Origin of the sequence: Chloroflexus sp. MS-CIW-1, from assembly GCF_030444705.1 — a bacterium.
Lineage (GTDB): Bacteria > Chloroflexota > Chloroflexia > Chloroflexales > Chloroflexaceae > Chloroflexus.
In genome coordinates, this window is record NZ_JAUBWR010000001.1 from 844878 (window position 1) to 861828 (window position 16951).

Genomic DNA, 16951 nt, shown 5'->3' on the forward strand with positions numbered 1-16951 from the left:
AGGCAAGTGCGCGGGATAGCGTTTCCCGCGCACTGCACATTCCCTTACATCCTCACTTTACTTTGGCGGTGCGATCTCGAGACGGCTAATCAGCTCGTTCTTGTTCCAATCCGCCGCATTGACCTTCAACACAAAGTAGGTAGCAACCGTTGGATCACCCTTCTCGTTGAAGTCATAGGTACCGGTAATACCTGGGAAGGGCGGCAAACCACGAATGGCCTGCACCACCTGCGCACGTGTCGGCTTGCCACCCGCTGCAATAGCCGCCGACAGAATACCGGCAGCACAAATGTTGGTCGCATCGTAGGCCTGTGCCGAGAACGCAGGTGCAGCGTCGCCATACGCAGCCTGGTAATCCTGTGCGTACTTCGCCGCCTTCGGGAACTGGCTTACCGGTGCGGCGACAGTCGTATAGTGCATACCATCAACCGCATTCCCAGCCAGATCAACCAGCTCAGATGACTCAAGACCGTCAGGCCCCATAAACTGGGCCGTGATCCCCCGGTCACGCGCCTGGCGGAAGAACGGCCCGGCCTGGTCGTAGATACCACCAAAGAAGATCAGGTCGGGGTTTGCAGCCAGGATTGGGGTCAAGATCGCTGAAAAGTCACTGCGCTCTTCCGTGCCCTCGAAGCCCAGCACTTTCAGGCCGTTGGCCTCAGCGTTGCGACGGAAGAACTCGGCCACCCCCTGCCCGTAGGCCGTCGTGTCGTGAATGATGTAGACCGACTTCACCTTCAGCTCTTCGCGGGCAAACTTCTCGGCCACCGCACCCTGCACATCGTCGCGTCCCACCACGCGGAAGGCCACTTCGTAGCCACCCTCGGTAATCTTTGGGTTCGTGTTCGCCGGTGAGACCATCGCCAGACTGGCATTCTTGTAATCCGGCAAAGCAGCTAGCGCCACTCCTGAATTCAGGTGCCCGACCACGCAGAGAATATCCTGATCCGACACGATATTCTTTGCGTTCGCCGACCCCACCTCTGGCCGAGCCTGATCGTCGAAAGGCACCAGCTCGAAAGTAATCCCAAGTGCTCCCAACTGGGCATTAAGTTGCTCGACCGCCAGTTCAGCAGCATTCTTCATACCGGTACCGAGCGCGGCTTGCCCACCCGAAAGCGGACCCTGGGTAGCGATCTTAATCTTGCCAATCTTGGCAGCAACATTGCCAAGCTGTGCTGCTAGTGCAGTCAGATCAAACTCACCAGTACCACCAGTGGCACCTCCGGTTGTACCACCACTTGCCGCCTCACCAGGCGGTGCAATCTCAAGTCGGGTTACGAGCTTGTTCTCATTCCAGTTGGCAGCATTGACCTGAAGCACGAAGTAGGTTGCCGGATTAGGATCACCCTTCGCGTTGAAGGTGTAAGTACCGGTGATACCTTTGTACGACTTGAGCGCCTTAATTTCGGCCAAAACCTGAGCCCGCGTCGGCTTCCCACCAGCAGCCTTTGCCGCATTGGTAATGGCAGTAAGACAGATACCGGTCGCGTCATAGGCCTGTGCCGAGAACGCGGGTGCGGAGTCGCCGTAGGCTGCTTGATAGTCCTGTGCATACTTCGCCGCATCAGGGAACTGGCTTACCGGTGCAGCGACGGTGGTGTAATACATCTTATCGACTGCATCACCAGCAAGGGTTACCAGTTCCTCCGACTCAAGACCGTCAGGCCCCATAAACTGGGCCGTGATCCCCCGGTCACGCGCCTGGCGGAAGAACGGCCCGGCCTGGTCGTAGATACCACCAAAGAAGATCAGGTCGGGGTTTGCAGCCAGGATTGGGGTCAAGATCGCTGAAAAGTCACTGCGCTCTTCCGTGCCCTCGAAGCCCAGCACTTTCAGGCCGTTGGCCTCAGCGTTGCGACGGAAGAACTCGGCCACCCCCTGCCCGTAGGCCGTCGTGTCGTGAATGATGTAGACCGACTTCACCTTCAGCTCTTCGCGGGCAAACTTCTCGGCCACCGCACCCTGCACATCGTCGCGTCCCACCACGCGGAAGGCCACTTCGTAGCCACCCTCGGTAATCTTTGGGTTCGTGTTCGCCGGTGAGACCATCGCCAGACTGGCATTCTTGTAATCCGGCAAAGCAGCTAGCGCCACTCCTGAATTCAGGTGCCCGACCACGCAGAGAATATCCTGATCCGACACGATATTCTTTGCGTTCGCCGACCCCACCTCTGGCCGAGCCTGATCGTCGAACGGAGCAAGCTCGACGCGGAAGCCCAATTCAGCAAGCGGTCCAGACAGTTGTTTAACTGCCAACTCGGCGGCATTCTTCATACCGGTACCGAGCGCGGCCTGCCCACCTGACAATGGGCTTTGGGTAGCAATCTTAATAACTTGTGCGGCAGCCGCAGTTGGCTGAGGCGCCGCTGTAGCCTGGGTTGCCGGTTGCGGTGTGGCCGTCGGCTGGGCCTGTGGCGCTCCACAAGCTGCCAGCAGCGAGGCCAGCATACCGACCAGCAACAAGAAACTGATCGAACGTTTCATGACCATCTTCTCCTTACCTCCTCAAACAGGCAATCTGCTGTCTCCAAAGGGTTGCCATAGGCAACACAATGCATGACTAAGCGCTTTGAGCGAGCGCTGCGCATCATTGCGTTGCGAACGGTTAACCACAGTGGATGACAGTAGTCGAATATAAGCTATTCACGCCAGTTTGTCAAGCAGACCAGCCCTGGCTAGAATAGAGATAAAGGGCATCGGGCATGCTGCGAAGCCGTGCACGGTGAAAGTAGGGTTGTCTTTCGCACAGATCGCTTACATCCGATGCAGTCTGGGTCATTAGATACACACAGAGCTTAGGAAGAATATAGGACACACAACACCAGGTATTCTTGAGATAAATGAGGGATAAAATTGTATGCACGATGATGCACCACCCATACCATTCTGGATGATCGGCTTATTGGGGGCATTTGTTTTGATCGGGATCAGTATCTTTATGCAACAAACTCGTACCGTTGCTCTCAGCGATCAGTTTGCGCGTCAGCCAACCCCAATACTACCACTCCCTGCGTTACCGCAGTTGGAAGTACAGAATCTGTCACCAGAGATACAAGAAATGGCTCGTAACCTTTGGCGACAGATCGGCGCCGGGAATCGTTCACAGCCGATTGATCCTGTTGGTAGTAGTCAACGGCTACGAGTTATTATTGATGCGCTGGAACCAACCGCAAATGGAATACGGATAAGGGGAACGGTTACGAATCTTACTAATACTGAATTATCAGTCCCGATTAGCGCTTTTGAACTGCGTGACAGTAGTGGCGAGAGCTATCGAGCGCCGGGAACAACAATTGCCAACCTACCACCTGGTGGATCAACACCGCTTGAACTGAGTGTACCGTTACCGAACGGACGGGGGCTTTTACTCATCACGCACCTCCCGCCTGATCCGCCAATCGAGCAACGCCTGCTGATTGATATTCAGGAAACGCAACCATGAGCGAAACGCTACGTGAACGTCTGGCATTGGTACAGGCCCAAATTGCTACTGCGGCAGCCGCTGCGGGTCGTCAGGTACACGAGATACAACTGATCGCGGTTAGTAAGACCCATCCGCCAGAAGTGATCGCTGAGGCAGCATCTGCGGGTATCAGCGATTTTGGCGAGAATCGGGTTCAGGAGGCGCAGCGAAAGATTGCCGCATTACACCATCTTCACCCGCGTCCACGCTGGCACCTGATTGGCCATCTCCAGCGCAATAAGGCGCGCCTTGCAGTGGAACTTTTCGATCTGATCCATTCAGTTGACAGCTTACGACTGGCCGAAACGCTTGATCGTTATGCGCGTGAACGCGACCGTCGGCTGCCGATTTTGTTGCAAGTGAATGTCAGTGGTGAGACGAGCAAAGAGGGGTTCGCGTTGACCGGCGGGATCAACAACGAGCCAGCATACCGGGTATTTTTGCACGACGTAGAGGCGATCTTGCAACTGCCTGCGCTTGAAGTGCGTGGACTGATGACCATTGCGCCAATCGTCGATCATCCCGATCAGGCACGGCCCTACTTTGCAGCACTCCGTGAGCTACGTGACGATCTGGCCCGCCGCTATCCAAACACCGATTGGCGCGAACTGTCGATGGGGATGAGTGATGATCTGACCGCAGCGATTGCTGAAGGGGCGACAATGGTGCGGATCGGACGGGCCATTTTCGGCGAGCGCCATTATGACCAGGGATAAGAAGGTACTGTGCAATGAGTCAACTTCCTGCCGATTTTACGATTCTGGCTCTTGAAACATCGTGCGATGAGACAGCCGCTGCCGTTGTTCGTGGTGGACGGACGGTCATCAGCAACATTGTTGCTTCTCAGATGGCAACTCACGAGCGTTACGGTGGGGTCGTGCCAGAGATCGCATCACGCCAACATATTCTTAGTCTCGTGCCGGTGGTGCGAGCAGCACTCGCTGCTCTTCCCAACGGCTGGGCTGATGTGCACGCCGTAGCTGCAACCCACGGGCCGGGTCTGAGTGGTGCGCTCCTTACCGGTCTTAATGCGGCTAAGGCAATGGCTTGGCAGCGCGGTCTGCCTTTTGTGGCGGTTAATCATCTCGAAGCCCACCTATACGCCGGCTGGTTAGGAGATACGCCACCACCACCGTTTCCGCTTGTCGCTTTGCTAGTGAGTGGTGGACACACGTTGCTGGCCTTGCTGCGTGACCATGGTCAGTACGAACTGCTCGGTCAGACACGCGATGATGCGGCCGGTGAAGCCTTCGATAAGGTAGCCCGCATTTTGGGACTCGGTTATCCAGGTGGACCGGCAATTCAGGCTGCGGCAGCGCAGGCTACTCCTGGCGGTGTACTACCACGAGCCTGGCTCCGTGACAGTTACGATTTCTCATTTAGCGGACTGAAAACGGCTGTCTTGCATCGAGTGCAGGATCGGTTAGCGCAAATCTCTCGTTTGAGTGGGCGTAAGGGTGTCGCGGAGCCTTCCCAACTCGATGCACCGTTTGTTGCTCAGATGGCTTACGCTTTTCAAGAGTCGGTCGTAGATGTGCTGGTCACCAAGACAGTTGATGCCGCACGGCGTTACAAAGCTCAGGCCATTCTGTTGGCCGGCGGTGTCGCCGCCAACCGCCGTCTGCGCGAAGAGCTGATCCGACGGGCCCATGTGCCGGTTCATTTGCCAGCACTTGACCTTTGTACCGACAACGCAGCTATGGTAGCGGCGGCTGCCTTTTATCGTTTTCATGCTGGTGTGCAGCACGGCTGGGATGTCGATGTTACGGCTAATTTGCCACTCTGAACACCAAACGTGCGTTGGTTGAACACATTGCACCTCGGCTGAGGTATTGTTTGACCAGAATCGGCTCAACTCAACGACTACAGGTTCAACAAAGAATCTATTCTGCCCGCCGACGCAAAAACCAGATACCGGCAAGGATGAACAGAATGATGGCCAAACCAACAACCACTAGCAACGGGGGCGGATTGGGGCGGGCTGGCTGGGGCGAAGCGGGCAACCCGGCATGCCCGCCATCGGCAGGTTCACGAGCAGCGCCATTCGTTGGCTCCGATTGGATCGCAGCGATCCCTGCTGCTGGTGACACTTGTTCGGCCATTGCACTTATCTCCGGTTCGGAAGTTGGCTCCTGTCGAGCAAGAGCCTCTGGTTGGGCAGCGAGTGCCGGTACGTTTTCAGGAACAGCCGTTGCAGCCACAGGCGCCGCCGTCTGGAGTGGCATACGGTTGAGATTGAGCAATTGCCAACCGATCAACATCACCAGAACCAGCGCGCCTAGCGCACCGAACGGCTGCCACCAACGCGAGAACGCAAAGCGACGAGGACGCACACCAACCATCTCAGGTGTGAGTGTAAACGAGCGCGGTGGTGTTACCCATGGCTGTTCACGGAGGATGTCGCGCACTGCACGCAGCTCGGCTAATTCACGACGCAACAACGGATCAACTGCTAATCGCTGTTCAAGTGCAGTACGCTCGTCTGGCGACAGCTCATTATCGATATACGCCGAGAGCAACTCGCGGTCACGCTCAGGTAATTCAGTTGGTGAAGAAGACGAATGGATCATCTGCGTACTCGCACGACCATCTGGCGTGTTTCACGATGTCTTTGACTCATCATCTAGACGATATTTTAACGGTAACAGTTCCCCTGCGCGGAGAATATCGCGCAATTTGGCCCGTGCCCGACTCAAACGCGATTTGACTGTTCCTAACTGGATGCCGGTAATTTGCGCAATTTCTTCGTAGGCCAATCCTTGAATATCGCTAAGGATAAGGACAATGCGCTGATCTTCTGGTAATTCGGCCAGACCACGTTGAATTGCAGCACTTAGTTCATGTTGCAGTACCATTTCATCGAGCGTTGCCCCCTGGTCGGGCAGTTCAGATCGACGCCCCTCCTCTTCATGATCCATTATGTCGAGCGACACTGATGGACGTCGCTTCCGCGTGCGTAGGACATCGTAGCAGGCATTGGTGGCAATACGTAGGAGCCACGACTTCAGCACACCACCCCGAAAGCTCGCTAAACTACGAAAAGCGGCGATAAATGTATCCTGGGTTGCATCAGCGGCGGCATCAGGATCGCCGAGCATCCGATAACAGAGGTTGTAAACCCGCGTTTCGTATAGCCGAACGATCTGGTTAAACGAATCGAGATCTCCTGCCTGGGCTGCACTGATCAGTCGCTGCTCTTCATTCACCATACCATCGCCCGTCTCTCTTGGCCGGCCTGGGAAACATTATACAGTTTCTGCGCCAGTAGCAGGAACGATGCGGGCACGTTGAAAGAGAAAATCTGTCACTCGCCGCAAGCTGATCAGGTGCAGACGAGGCGGATGATGCGGTGCGAACGCAATCCCTTCGACCAGACCAGGACGTGACGCCTGCGGTGGCGCCGGATTCCCGACAATAATTGGGCTGATCGTGAGGAAGACTTCATCGATCAGGTGATCGCCCAGCAATGCGCCATACGTTCGCCCACCACCCTCACTCAGCAATGTCTGAACACTGTATTGCTGGCGGAGGATCCTCAGTGCAGACGCGAGATCGATTTGACCGTCAGTACCGATTAGCGGGACAAGTTGTGGATAGCGTGCACGAGCGCGCTCAGCACCATGGGCAGTGGTGATCAAAAAGAGGGATCGTGGCGTATCCAGCGCAGCAGCAGGCGGCAACTCACCACTGGCCGAGAGGATCACCAGTGCCGGTATTGCAGGACGCCCTTCAGCCGCACGCAGCGCAGCGAACGACGGTGAGGCGAAAACTTCACCCGGCACCCAGTGATGGCGCCGGGCAACCCGCAGCGTACCATTGCCCACCAGGATCGCATCGGCACGGGCCCGTACTAGCTCCATGAGCCAATGATCATGCCGATTGTGCCGACTAATCGCATTCCCACCATTCCAACCAGGCTGATTGAAAGCAATCCGACCATCGTGCGAAACCACGAAGTTCGTCCAGACTGCGGGGCGATGCGTCGGGATAGCGGGTAGACGCCAGTCACCATTGTAGATCGAGCGGAGTTCTACCGGTAAACCAGCGCCGGAGTTTATCTCTTCTTCAAACAAGAGCGTAAAGGGAGCGATCATGGAGCAGGATTAGGCTACCACCGCACCCAACCGACTACGACCGGCTAATGTTCGCGCACCAGGCGCTACCAGTGGATCGAGAACATCGCGCTGAATATAGAGATCAACCTGGCCGCCAAAGCGAATACTGGCAATACGCGCACCAGCGTTGAGCGTCGCACCCTGAGTTGTTTCACAACGCAGCCAGCGGCCTAAAGGTGAAGCAATAATGGCGAGAAGGATCGGCCCCCATGCCGTCTCGAGACCGATGTATAGACGCTGATTACGTTCAGGAGCATGCGGATCACGTAACGGACGATGATCACCCATCAGTTGTTCAAGGTACACCACACGACCCGCGGTCGGTGCGCGGCAAATCGGTACGTCGAGTGGACCCACGACTGTGGTCAGACGCAAACAGTCGCTGTGGACGAAGCGATGCTCGTACACTTCGCGCACTCCCTGCACCTGACCATCGGCTACCGCGAAGATGGTACGCGGCTCGTCGGGAGGAACACGGCGCGGATTACGAAAGAGAGCGGCAGTCAGTGCTGTGAGAGCCAATGCTACCGGCGCCAATCGTGGTCGCAAACCCAGGGCAAGCCCGGTTAAGCCCAGGCCAATCCCTACAACGGCAGTTGCTTCCACTTCAAGACCGGGTATTGCCGGCTGACGTTGATTGGTCGTCGGTTCAGACATATATTCACTCGACAAGGTAGCAATTCGCTGCTGATCGAAGGTACTACGATTCTAGCATGAATAAGTGCCCTGTGCAAACCGATACTGCATTCATTGTGACCGCAGTTGCTATGATACAAAATACACCAAGAGTGACCAAAACTGATATTGACGCACCGTGTTAGATTGATTACACTAAAACAACTATCGATATTTGACACTTCGCAGATCGAGGAAGGGAGGAGTCATGGAGCGAACAGTTGGTGAGGTGATGCACGTCGGCGTGCTCACGTGCAAGCGTGAAACCCCAATTCAGGATGTTGCCCGTCAGATGTCAGAACAAGATGTGAGTGCATTAGTGGTCGTTGATGATGATGGATATATGGTTGGATTAGTTTCCCGTACTGACCTGGTCAATGCACGGCTTTACGAGCAGTACTGGAAACACTGGCGTGGATTAACAGCCGGTCACATTATGGTCACCGACGTTGTATCGGTCACACCGCAGGATACTCTGCAACATGCCAGCCGGTTGATGATGGAACGTCGTATCCATCGGGTTATAGTCGTTGAGCCTGGTGAGAAGGGGTTGCGGCCAATTGGTGTGCTGTCAGTAACAGACGTGGTACGTGATATTGCTAATGAGTAGGATAGCGACCAGCGTATACCCTTGTTTGATCGGGACGCATATCTTTCATCGGGTTTTGATCTGATTGAGGCAACGTCTCCCGTTATCGATTGACTATGATGCGTGCACAGGGCGGACCTTGCATCCGCCCTGCTATGTTCATTGATCTCGCTACAAACGATGGGTGTCCATGCATCTGAATAGCAGCGCTGGAAACCTCTTGTTCGTCATCCAGACATCAGTGTAAGTAGTCGCGGATTTGGCCGATCCACAAACTCATGGACTGACCAAGGATAAGGGCCAACCAACTTATCGCGAGCCAACGTTGCCAGGTGGAACGAGTGGCAAGATGATCGAACACAACACCGACCGGAATGCAGAGTGCCGGGTAGAGAAATAGTGCCCAACGTAAGCCCTGATCAGCTACCAGGAGCAGAGCTAGCCCGCTCAAGGCACCCCCCCACCACATCCCAAGTAACCAGCGCAAACCAGCGGTATCGGTTCGCGATGCACGCCAGATCAGCCATACCCCACACAGCGTTGCGGGCAGTAGTGCAAACGGAATAGGCAGGCTGCGTCGTTGTGGCGGTTGCAAGCCCGCGAGCGCTAGTAACGTATCAAACAGAATCTGGCCTGGCGATTGACCACCCGCTACACCCTGTTCCCCACGCTGACCGATCAATTCGAGATAGGGTGGCGCACTGTAAACAATGATCAGCACGAACAGCAACGCACCACCGGCAGCAATCAACAACCGCTGTGGGCTGGTCAGTACTGATGGCTGTCGCCACGCCAGAATCCACGCCCAGGCAATCAGCAACCCAAATCCCAGCGTCACTCCAGAATGGGCCAGCAAGCCAGCCGCAATCGCAAGCACCATAACGAATATGGACAACCAACTGCTCTGCCGACCGGTTGCACCGAGACTCAAACCTATCAGAGCTGGTAGTATGAGAGCCTGACCACCGACATTCGCCAGTTCGCCTATGGATAATGCTTCGAGGGCCTGGGTTGAGCCAATGTAGCAAGCAGCACTCAGGAGCGCTGCCCGTGTACTGAAACCAGCCTGTTTGACCCACCACCAGATTGCCAGACAAAAGAGACTATCAAGCGCAGCCGCCATTACCGTAACTAGTAGACGACGGGTCGCGAAATCATCACTGAGTAAGAGCTGAAATGGTAAGACAACAAGGTAAAAACCGGCTGGATACGGTGCCATTCCACCACCAGAATCGGCAGGCAAACCGGCGGTAAGCAAGACTTGTCCCAAACCGAGCCGCAAGAGATTGTTGGCATGAAACCCGACATCACTGCTGATGGCGTGTGGATGGAGCAAACCGGCCAATCGCACAATCAATGCCAGCTTGGTCAGCGCCATTGCTTGCCACCAGACCAGGTGTTGCGGCCAGCGCAGTACCAACCCGATACTGACGATAGCCGCTACCAAGGTCATTCCAGCTAGAAACGGCATAAGCAGCGTTACGGCGAGACGTGCCACAATCAGGGCAGCAAGAGCTACACCACTCCCCATGCTAATCAGGCCAATTATCCATCGTGTGGGCAAGGCAACACTTTGGCCCCACAGCCACAGGGCCACAATTGTCACCCCGATCCAGCCCAGTTGGCCCCAATCAGGAGAACGCAGATCGAACGTCGAGGAGACCTGCACGTCACGCAAGACAAATCCCAGCAGCCGTGGATCGCCTTCGGCTTGCAACGGTTCGCTCCGAAAGCGCACATGCACCGTTCCATCGGCAGGAACCAGCAGGGTATAACGACGAGCCGGCGCAGCCGGTAAGGCAATGGTTATCGGCGGTTGATGGCCGAACTGCCATTCGGTTACCGTCGTACCACCATCAGGACGCCCTCCCTGTGCACGCACTGCCACCAACCAACGACCGCCACCAATGCCGGGCAGGTACAACACACTTTCTGGCTGTGTCCAGCGATACGGATCATCGGCACCGGGCAATTGCCACCACTCAGAAACCATCGGCGATGCCGGTTCAGCGGCATGTACCATCTGTAAAAACGGGGCATCGTCTTCACGGCGATAGGTATGCGGATCGCCACCCACAGCCAGATGGAGGGAGAATGGCACCTGATACGCCAGCGCACAACCCAGCCATATCAGCATGACTGACACCGCCAACGTTGGCAGTTGACGGCACAAGCTATTTGCCAGAGAAACGGCATGCGCTGGCATAACCTTACGATTTACCGCTGCCCCACGTAATCACGATCACGCCGATAACGATGATCAACGCCCCGATCAGGCGCATGAGCGAGATCGATTCGTTTAGCAGAATCCGTGAGGGGATCAGAATGATCACATAGTTGAGGGCCAGGAGCGGATAGGCAAACGAGAGATCGACGCGCGAAATAACCCCCAACCAAAAGATAGCTCCTCCAAAGACCAGCGCAAACCCGAGAATGACGCGCCAGTCGGTAAAAGTAGCCCACAGCACCTTTGGATCGAGGGTAAAAGCGCCCACATGGGTTGTAACGTGATTGATACCGATTTTCAATAAAACTTCACCGGTAACGGTCAGCGCACTGGCAGTGAGTAAGAGGGATAAAACCAGCAACATAGGGCGTAATTTGGGTGAATAGACGGATAACGGTTTCATGGTCGTCGGCGTAAAACATACACGGCGTAATCGCAAATACCCGAACGCATGTGATAATTGCGGGCAATATCGAAGCCCTGCTCAAACATTACCCGGTAATCGGCATCGTGACGGATATACCCACCTCGATCAAGGGCGTGCATCACATGACCGAGCGGATTCTGACCGGGCGGTGGGGGAGTATCTTCCATCACTAAAATCGTTGCTCCCGGCCGCATAACCCGATAGACCTCTTGCATCACCGCACCCGCTTTGGCATCGGGCAAGTGGTGCAAGACACCCAAAATCAGACCGGCATCAAACGTTCGATCGGCAAAGGGCAAAGCTTCACCACCGGCAGCAATGTAGGTTCCCGGGCGTCGTCGCACGGCAAACCGAAGATAGGTAAGCGACGGATCAACCCCTACATAACGGTGAGGCGGAAAATTCACGGCAAACTCGCCAGTACCACAGCCAACATCAAGAAAACGGCGATGATCGCCATACCACGGTCTTAACTCACGGGCAATCGCCAGATGTTCACCGGTGAAACCGGCTTCGACCAGCCAGCGTAATCGATTCCAGAGTTCAGGTGTAGCGCTTAGTTGATTCAGCAGAATATTAAACATAACCAAACCCGTCACTGATAAGCAGAATTATAATCGGGCGAGACACACTACTGACAGACCAAACGGCAAATGACCACCACGGGCAAGATACGCTGCTTCAGCCATCATCGGTAGACGCAACAAAGCGTTTATCGGCCTGGAAGGTAATGTCATCGCCGAATCATGTTGCTTCGTCGGCAGAACCCGTTCGAGCAAGCGTACCGTCGCCGATAGCGGAAAGAGAATGGTGAGGGCGTAAGTCAGATGTTCGATGACAAAGCCGTTTGTTTCAAGGAGACGACGCACTTCTTCGGCGGTGTAACGGTGACGAGTATGCACCTGCCGGTCGTGCTGCGAGCGTAGCCATTCGTATGCCGGCAGGCGGATCAGCAGCCAGCCATCGTGACGTAAGACACGACGCACTTCAACCAACGCCTGTTGTTCATCAATCACCGCACGATGGTATAGTACGTCAAATGATGTCACGAGATCAAAACTCTGATCAGCAAACGGTAACTGTACAACTGAACCGCGCACCAGATAGCCCGGAATCCGTTGTCTGGCGAATGCCAGCGCTTCGGTTGCTATATCAAGCCCAACGACCGTCCCGTAGCGCTGTAAAAAAAGCGCATCACCGCCAGTACCACAGCCAGCATCGAGAATGCGCAGATGACGCCTATCAGCAACGACTCGCTTCAGCAGCGCGGCGTTGATGGCGCGCATACCGCCATACCACCAGTGTTGCAGCTCAACGGCTGCCATTGTTGTGTATTCATTCTTTTCCATAGTCGGGCGGACTATACCAGATTGCGGGCAGACTGGCAAGTGGTCTGTTAAGGCCTGTCCAAATCAGCAACATCGCAGGAGGGAGGTACGCAGCGGCGCTGCGCCCATACATCAAGAGGCATCGGTCGGCTCAAAGTAGCGCTGCGCACAGAGCGCGAAGAGGAAAGGATGACCCGCACCTTCCCGACCAGCTACTTTCCTTCCTCAGCAGGGGAGAGGAAGGGGAAAATGAATCTATTCTTCTCGCTTCTCTTTCCGCGTAGGAGATACTGATGCTTCAGCCAATACCTTCCCGTCACCCACTACCCAACGTGAGCCAGCGACCCACGTATTTAGGGAAACCGCACAGATCGGGGATCACCGTCAACAGGGATGTGACGAGAGAAGAGATGTTGCCGGCACACTCGGCAACATCTCTACACATCACCATCAACGCGCAGATAATCAGCTCGCGGTGGGCTAAAGGTATCAATAGCGAGCGTATCCTCGAGAGTCCATACTGCGTGGAGGGTACCACCGGGAATAGCGACTGAACTCCCTGCAGATGCTTCAATGATTTCGTCACCGAGCTGAAAACGTAACCGACCACGCACTATGTACGCCACCTGATCTTCGGGATGGCTGTGTAACGGCACATGACTCCCCGCCGCCAGACGAACTTCCATCTGGTATATGCGTTCGGTCAAGGCGATCCGCCGACGCTGAACACCGGGGAACAGATCAATCCATGGTCGATCGGTCATACTCTTTCTCGACTTTCATCTGAGTCTGTTGTTACGGGAAGAGCACGTCTGCGAAATATTATACTGGAAGCTACATCTAAAGTCGCGCATTGTGAAAGTATGCGGTCGGAGTTTTCGATGTTTTCAGTGCTACGCTGCGAAGAGCGATGCCCTCGCAAGCCTGGAAGAGAGGCAGGTTGGACACCCGCCTCTACGGTTTCCTCATCATCATTGCGAAGAACGCTGACTCTCCCCAAGCATGCGGGCGGCAGCAGCCTGAGCTTCGGCCCATGAGGTTTGGGCCAGGTGCTCTTTCACGACCGGAATACGTGCCGGTGCCATACTCAACTCATCAAGGCCCAGCCCTGCCAGCGCAACAGCCGCTTCTGGTTCACCACCGAGTTCGCCACAGATACCGATCGGGATACTAGCCTGGCGAGCGGCGCGAGCAGCCAAGTCAATCATACGCCAGACTGCCGGATCGTCAGTCCGGTAGTGAGTAGTTAACGTAGGATGGCCGCGATCAACTGCCAGAGTATACTGCGCCAGATCATTACTGCCGATGCTGAAAAATGCGGCTTCACGGGCGAGTTGATCGGCCATAACGACTGCTGCCGGTGTTTCGATCATTATCCCGAGCGGCGGATCTGGCCGATGATCAATACCGGCAGCAGCCAATGCTGCGGCGGCATCCAGCATCTGAGCACGCGCCCAGGCCAGTTCAGAGGGTGTCGCGATCATCGGTAACATAATCCAGATGTCGCCGTGAAAAGCAGCTCGGAGTAGTGCTCGCACTTGTACCTGAAAAAGATCAGGTCGTTGCATCGAGAGACGTATACCTCGAATGCCAAGAAACGGGTTAGCCTCGGCAGCTATAGGAAGATACGGCAGCGGTTTATCACCACCAACATCGAGTGTCCGAATCACAATTGGGCGATCAGGGAATTCGGTTATAACCGCACGATAGGCCACATACTGTTCTTCTTCATCGGGCGGGGTCTCTCGATCAAGAAAGAGAAACTCGGTACGAAACAGGCCAATCCCTTCGGCGCCGTATTCGCGTGCCAGTCGCGCTTCAGCCGGACGACCAATGTTCGCCCACAAAGCGATATGACGGCCATCACGCAATCGTCCGGGTTGGTCGCGCAGCGCCATCTGACGGCGACGTATTGCCTGTAACGCTGCCATACGGTCTTGTGCGGCCTGTAGAGCATCTTCATCGGGATCAATCATAACAGTGGCAGCGTCGCCATCAAGCAGCACATTCACACCGGCGGGGATGCGCAAGATCGCATCACCGATTCCGACGACAGCAGGTACCCCGCGCGAGCGAGCAAGAATAACGGTATGACTGGTTGGGCCACCACCGGCAGTAGCGAATCCGGCAACATGCAGCGGCAGATCAACCGTTTCTGCCGGTGTCAAATCATCGGCAATCACAATGGCACCAGGCGGAATAAACAGCGGAGTCTGTTCACCGGTGAGTGCGCGCAGGAGTTCCACACCAACGGCGGCAATATCAGCAGCACGTTCGCGCAGGTAGTCGTCATCGAGATTGGCAATCGCAGCCTGCATTTGCGCCACCACAGCCTGGATCGCCGATGTTAATGGCTGTCCTTCCAAAACCAGCGTAGTCACGCCCTCGGTTAATGTCTCATCTTCAACCAGCATGGCCTGGGCATCAAACAGGTCAGCTTCACGCAAACCGGCAGCGCGTTGTCGTTCAGCCAATGATCGTAACCGGTGGGCTGCTGCATGTTGAGCAGCGTGGAAACGAGCCAGAGCTGCTTCTACCGATTCGTCAGGCGGATCGGCAACTGTCACTGCCCGTTTCCAGTGGTGGGCAGGACCCAAAGCCAAACCGGAAGCGCCACCTGTCCCACGAAGTACCATGCTCATACATACTCCACGTGCTACTCGCCAAAGTTCTCTTCAACCAGTTTGGTGAGGGCGGCAATCACTTCAGCCTCATCTTCACCACTAGCCCGCAAGCGAATTTGATGACCCTGGCGAACACCAATCTGCAACAAATTGAACGCAGTCACTGGTAACTCTTTCGTTTGCGGTCGACTCAGATTCTGAATAGTCACCGTACTCTTGTACGCACGAACGGTTTCAACAAAGAGCTTAGCCGGACGTGCATGCAGACCAACCGGATTTGTCACTGTCAATATTACTTCTGTCATACTGTTACTCATACACTTTGATCAACTCACGGGCCTGCAATGCTGCGGCAGCGACATGTTCAAGAGTTGCGGTACTGCTTGACGCTTCAATCGCAGCCAGATAAGCCCCTTCTACCAGTGGAGCATTACTGATGTGCACCGGTGGACCAGAAAATTGCTCCAAGGCGGTTTCCACACTCATCACAGCGCTCCCCAAATCTACGAGGGCCAGAATGCCATCAGTGGAACGCAATTGCTCCAGGCCGGCCAAAATACGTTCAACACTGGTACCAAGAGAACCATCGCTGGCGCCACCAGCAGCGATAATCGGTATCTGACCACCGCTGATCTGACCGACAAATTCTTGTACGCCTTCTGCCAGTCGTGCGCTATGCGAGACGATTAAGAGACCTATCATGCCACCTCCTCATTTCGGCTACACGTCATCGCCAGCGCTCGCAGCAGGTACGCCGTCGAGGTTGCGCCAGGGTCCTGGTGACCGATGCTGCGCTCACCAAGGTACGATGCGCGTCCCTTCATCGCCAGCATTGGAATAGTGGCTCTGGCACCGGCTTCGGCTGCCGCCGCAGCCTGCTGCAAAGCACGCCCTAATGATCGACCTTCCGCCAGAGCTGTGCGCAGGGCTTCAATTGCAGGGGCCAGTGCGTCAACCATGGTCTTTTCGCCACGTTGAGCTTTGCCACGTGCGATAATCCCCTCCAACGCCGCTTCTAGCGCGAGAACAACATCTTCATCGCTCATTTCGTGGCGATCAGCGAGTGCCATACCAGCCCGCACAAAAGCAGTACCGTACAGCGGTCCCGATGCACCACCAACTGTCGAGACAATGGTCATTCCAGTTGTTTTAAGAACTGTACCGATATCTTTGTCAGCAACCGTTGGCAGACGGTTAAGTACAGCCGAAAACCCGCGATCAAGATTTGCTCCATGGTCGGCGTCGCCAATAGCAGCGTCAAGTGCGGTAAGCTCATCGCGGTGCTCATGGATAATTACCGCCGCCGCAGTTAGGAAGTGCGTGACGTGTTCTACCGTAACTGGCATCGTTGCCTCGCTCAGGACTCAGAGTGCGTGCTGATAATTTTGCCGCGTACTTTAGATAGCGGTGAATAACGTGTATCTTACCACAGATACACTTCAGGCTTACGCGGCACGCTGTTGGTTGACGAGCTATTTCTTATGTATGCTAGAACATCCC

Annotated in this window: 18 protein-coding genes; 4 read left to right on the forward strand and 14 right to left on the reverse strand. The window is 55.3% G+C overall.

Features of this window, described 5'->3' with window-relative positions; genetic code table 11:
• Positions 1-57: 57 nt before the first annotated feature.
• Positions 58-2487, reverse strand: coding sequence for a branched-chain amino acid ABC transporter substrate-binding protein (locus QTO31_RS03370; protein WP_301428092.1), 2430 nt, complete (start codon positions 2485-2487; stop codon positions 58-60).
• Positions 2488-2860: 373 nt separating this feature from the next.
• On the opposite strand from QTO31_RS03370, the gene QTO31_RS03375 reads away from it, so the two are divergent.
• The 3 genes from QTO31_RS03375 to tsaD are packed head-to-tail and all read left to right on the forward strand — an operon-like array spanning position 2861 to position 5252.
• Complete coding sequence (locus tag QTO31_RS03375) at positions 2861-3445, forward strand: hypothetical protein (RefSeq protein ID WP_031459244.1); 585 nt, start codon at positions 2861-2863, stop codon at positions 3443-3445.
• Positions 3442-4182, forward strand: a complete 741-nt coding sequence (locus QTO31_RS03380) for a YggS family pyridoxal phosphate-dependent enzyme (RefSeq protein WP_031459243.1) — start codon at positions 3442-3444, stop codon at positions 4180-4182. The genes QTO31_RS03375 and QTO31_RS03380 overlap by 4 nt, the downstream gene beginning before the upstream one ends.
• Positions 4183-4196: 14 nt before the next feature.
• On the forward strand, positions 4197-5252 hold the full coding sequence (gene tsaD, locus QTO31_RS03385; protein WP_031459242.1) for a tRNA (adenosine(37)-N6)-threonylcarbamoyltransferase complex transferase subunit TsaD: 1056 nt from the start codon (positions 4197-4199) through the stop codon (positions 5250-5252).
• A 97-nt stretch (positions 5253-5349) separates the two neighbouring features.
• Here the strand turns inward: tsaD and QTO31_RS03390 are convergent, their stop codons facing one another.
• From QTO31_RS03390 to QTO31_RS03405, 4 genes are read right to left on the reverse strand one after another with little or no spacing between them, the layout of a single operon-like run.
• Positions 5350-6036, reverse strand: a complete 687-nt coding sequence (locus QTO31_RS03390) for an anti-sigma factor family protein (RefSeq protein ID WP_031459241.1) — start codon at positions 6034-6036, stop codon at positions 5350-5352.
• A 30-nt stretch (positions 6037-6066) separates the two neighbouring features.
• Positions 6067-6675 (reverse strand): sigma-70 family RNA polymerase sigma factor, encoded by a 609-nt coding sequence (locus tag QTO31_RS03395; RefSeq protein WP_031459240.1) that lies wholly within the window; start codon positions 6673-6675, stop codon positions 6067-6069.
• Between the two features lie 36 nt (positions 6676-6711).
• Entirely contained in the window at positions 6712-7560 is an 849-nt protein-coding gene (locus tag QTO31_RS03400) for a RibD family protein (RefSeq protein ID WP_301428093.1), read from the reverse strand.
• A gap of 9 nt (positions 7561-7569) precedes the next feature.
• Positions 7570-8238: a phosphatidylserine decarboxylase gene (locus QTO31_RS03405; protein ID WP_301428094.1), complete on the reverse strand. Its 669-nt coding sequence runs from the start codon at positions 8236-8238 to the stop codon at positions 7570-7572.
• A gap of 226 nt (positions 8239-8464) precedes the next feature.
• Between QTO31_RS03405 and QTO31_RS03410 the strand changes: the two genes are divergently transcribed.
• Positions 8465-8866 carry a cyclic nucleotide-binding/CBS domain-containing protein gene (locus QTO31_RS03410; RefSeq protein WP_301428095.1) on the forward strand — a complete coding sequence of 134 codons (402 nt, stop codon included), beginning with the start codon at positions 8465-8467 and terminating at the stop codon, positions 8864-8866.
• A 217-nt stretch (positions 8867-9083) separates the two neighbouring features.
• On the opposite strand, the gene QTO31_RS03415 is transcribed toward QTO31_RS03410, so the two are convergent.
• From QTO31_RS03415 to dhaL, 9 genes are all read right to left on the reverse strand, one after another.
• Positions 9084-10982, reverse strand: coding sequence for a hypothetical protein (locus QTO31_RS03415; RefSeq protein WP_301428096.1), 1899 nt, complete (start codon positions 10980-10982; stop codon positions 9084-9086).
• Between the two features lie 73 nt (positions 10983-11055).
• Positions 11056-11475 (reverse strand): EamA family transporter, encoded by a 420-nt coding sequence (locus QTO31_RS03420; protein WP_031459236.1) that lies wholly within the window; start codon positions 11473-11475, stop codon positions 11056-11058.
• The gene (locus tag QTO31_RS03425) at positions 11472-12083 is read right to left on the reverse strand and encodes a class I SAM-dependent methyltransferase (protein ID WP_031459235.1); all 612 of its coding nucleotides are present in this window, start codon (positions 12081-12083) and stop codon (positions 11472-11474) included. Before QTO31_RS03425 ends, QTO31_RS03420 begins: the two co-directional genes overlap by 4 nt.
• A gap of 27 nt (positions 12084-12110) precedes the next feature.
• Entirely contained in the window at positions 12111-12848 is a 738-nt protein-coding gene (locus QTO31_RS03430) for a class I SAM-dependent methyltransferase (RefSeq protein ID WP_031459234.1), read from the reverse strand.
• Between the two features lie 416 nt (positions 12849-13264).
• Positions 13265-13591: a cupin domain-containing protein gene (locus QTO31_RS03435; protein ID WP_301428097.1), complete on the reverse strand. Its 327-nt coding sequence runs from the start codon at positions 13589-13591 to the stop codon at positions 13265-13267.
• A 207-nt stretch (positions 13592-13798) separates the two neighbouring features.
• Complete coding sequence (gene ptsP, locus QTO31_RS03440; RefSeq protein WP_031459232.1) at positions 13799-15469, reverse strand: phosphoenolpyruvate--protein phosphotransferase; 1671 nt, start codon at positions 15467-15469, stop codon at positions 13799-13801.
• A gap of 14 nt (positions 15470-15483) precedes the next feature.
• Positions 15484-15756 carry an HPr family phosphocarrier protein gene (locus QTO31_RS03445; RefSeq protein ID WP_012660651.1) on the reverse strand — a complete coding sequence of 91 codons (273 nt, stop codon included), beginning with the start codon at positions 15754-15756 and terminating at the stop codon, positions 15484-15486.
• A gap of 4 nt (positions 15757-15760) precedes the next feature.
• On the reverse strand, positions 15761-16153 hold the full coding sequence (dhaM, locus tag QTO31_RS03450) for a dihydroxyacetone kinase phosphoryl donor subunit DhaM (RefSeq protein ID WP_031459231.1): 393 nt from the start codon (positions 16151-16153) through the stop codon (positions 15761-15763).
• Positions 16150-16797: a dihydroxyacetone kinase subunit DhaL gene (gene dhaL, locus QTO31_RS03455; protein ID WP_301428098.1), complete on the reverse strand. Its 648-nt coding sequence runs from the start codon at positions 16795-16797 to the stop codon at positions 16150-16152. The genes dhaM and dhaL overlap by 4 nt, the downstream gene beginning before the upstream one ends.
• Positions 16798-16951 lie beyond the last annotated feature (154 nt).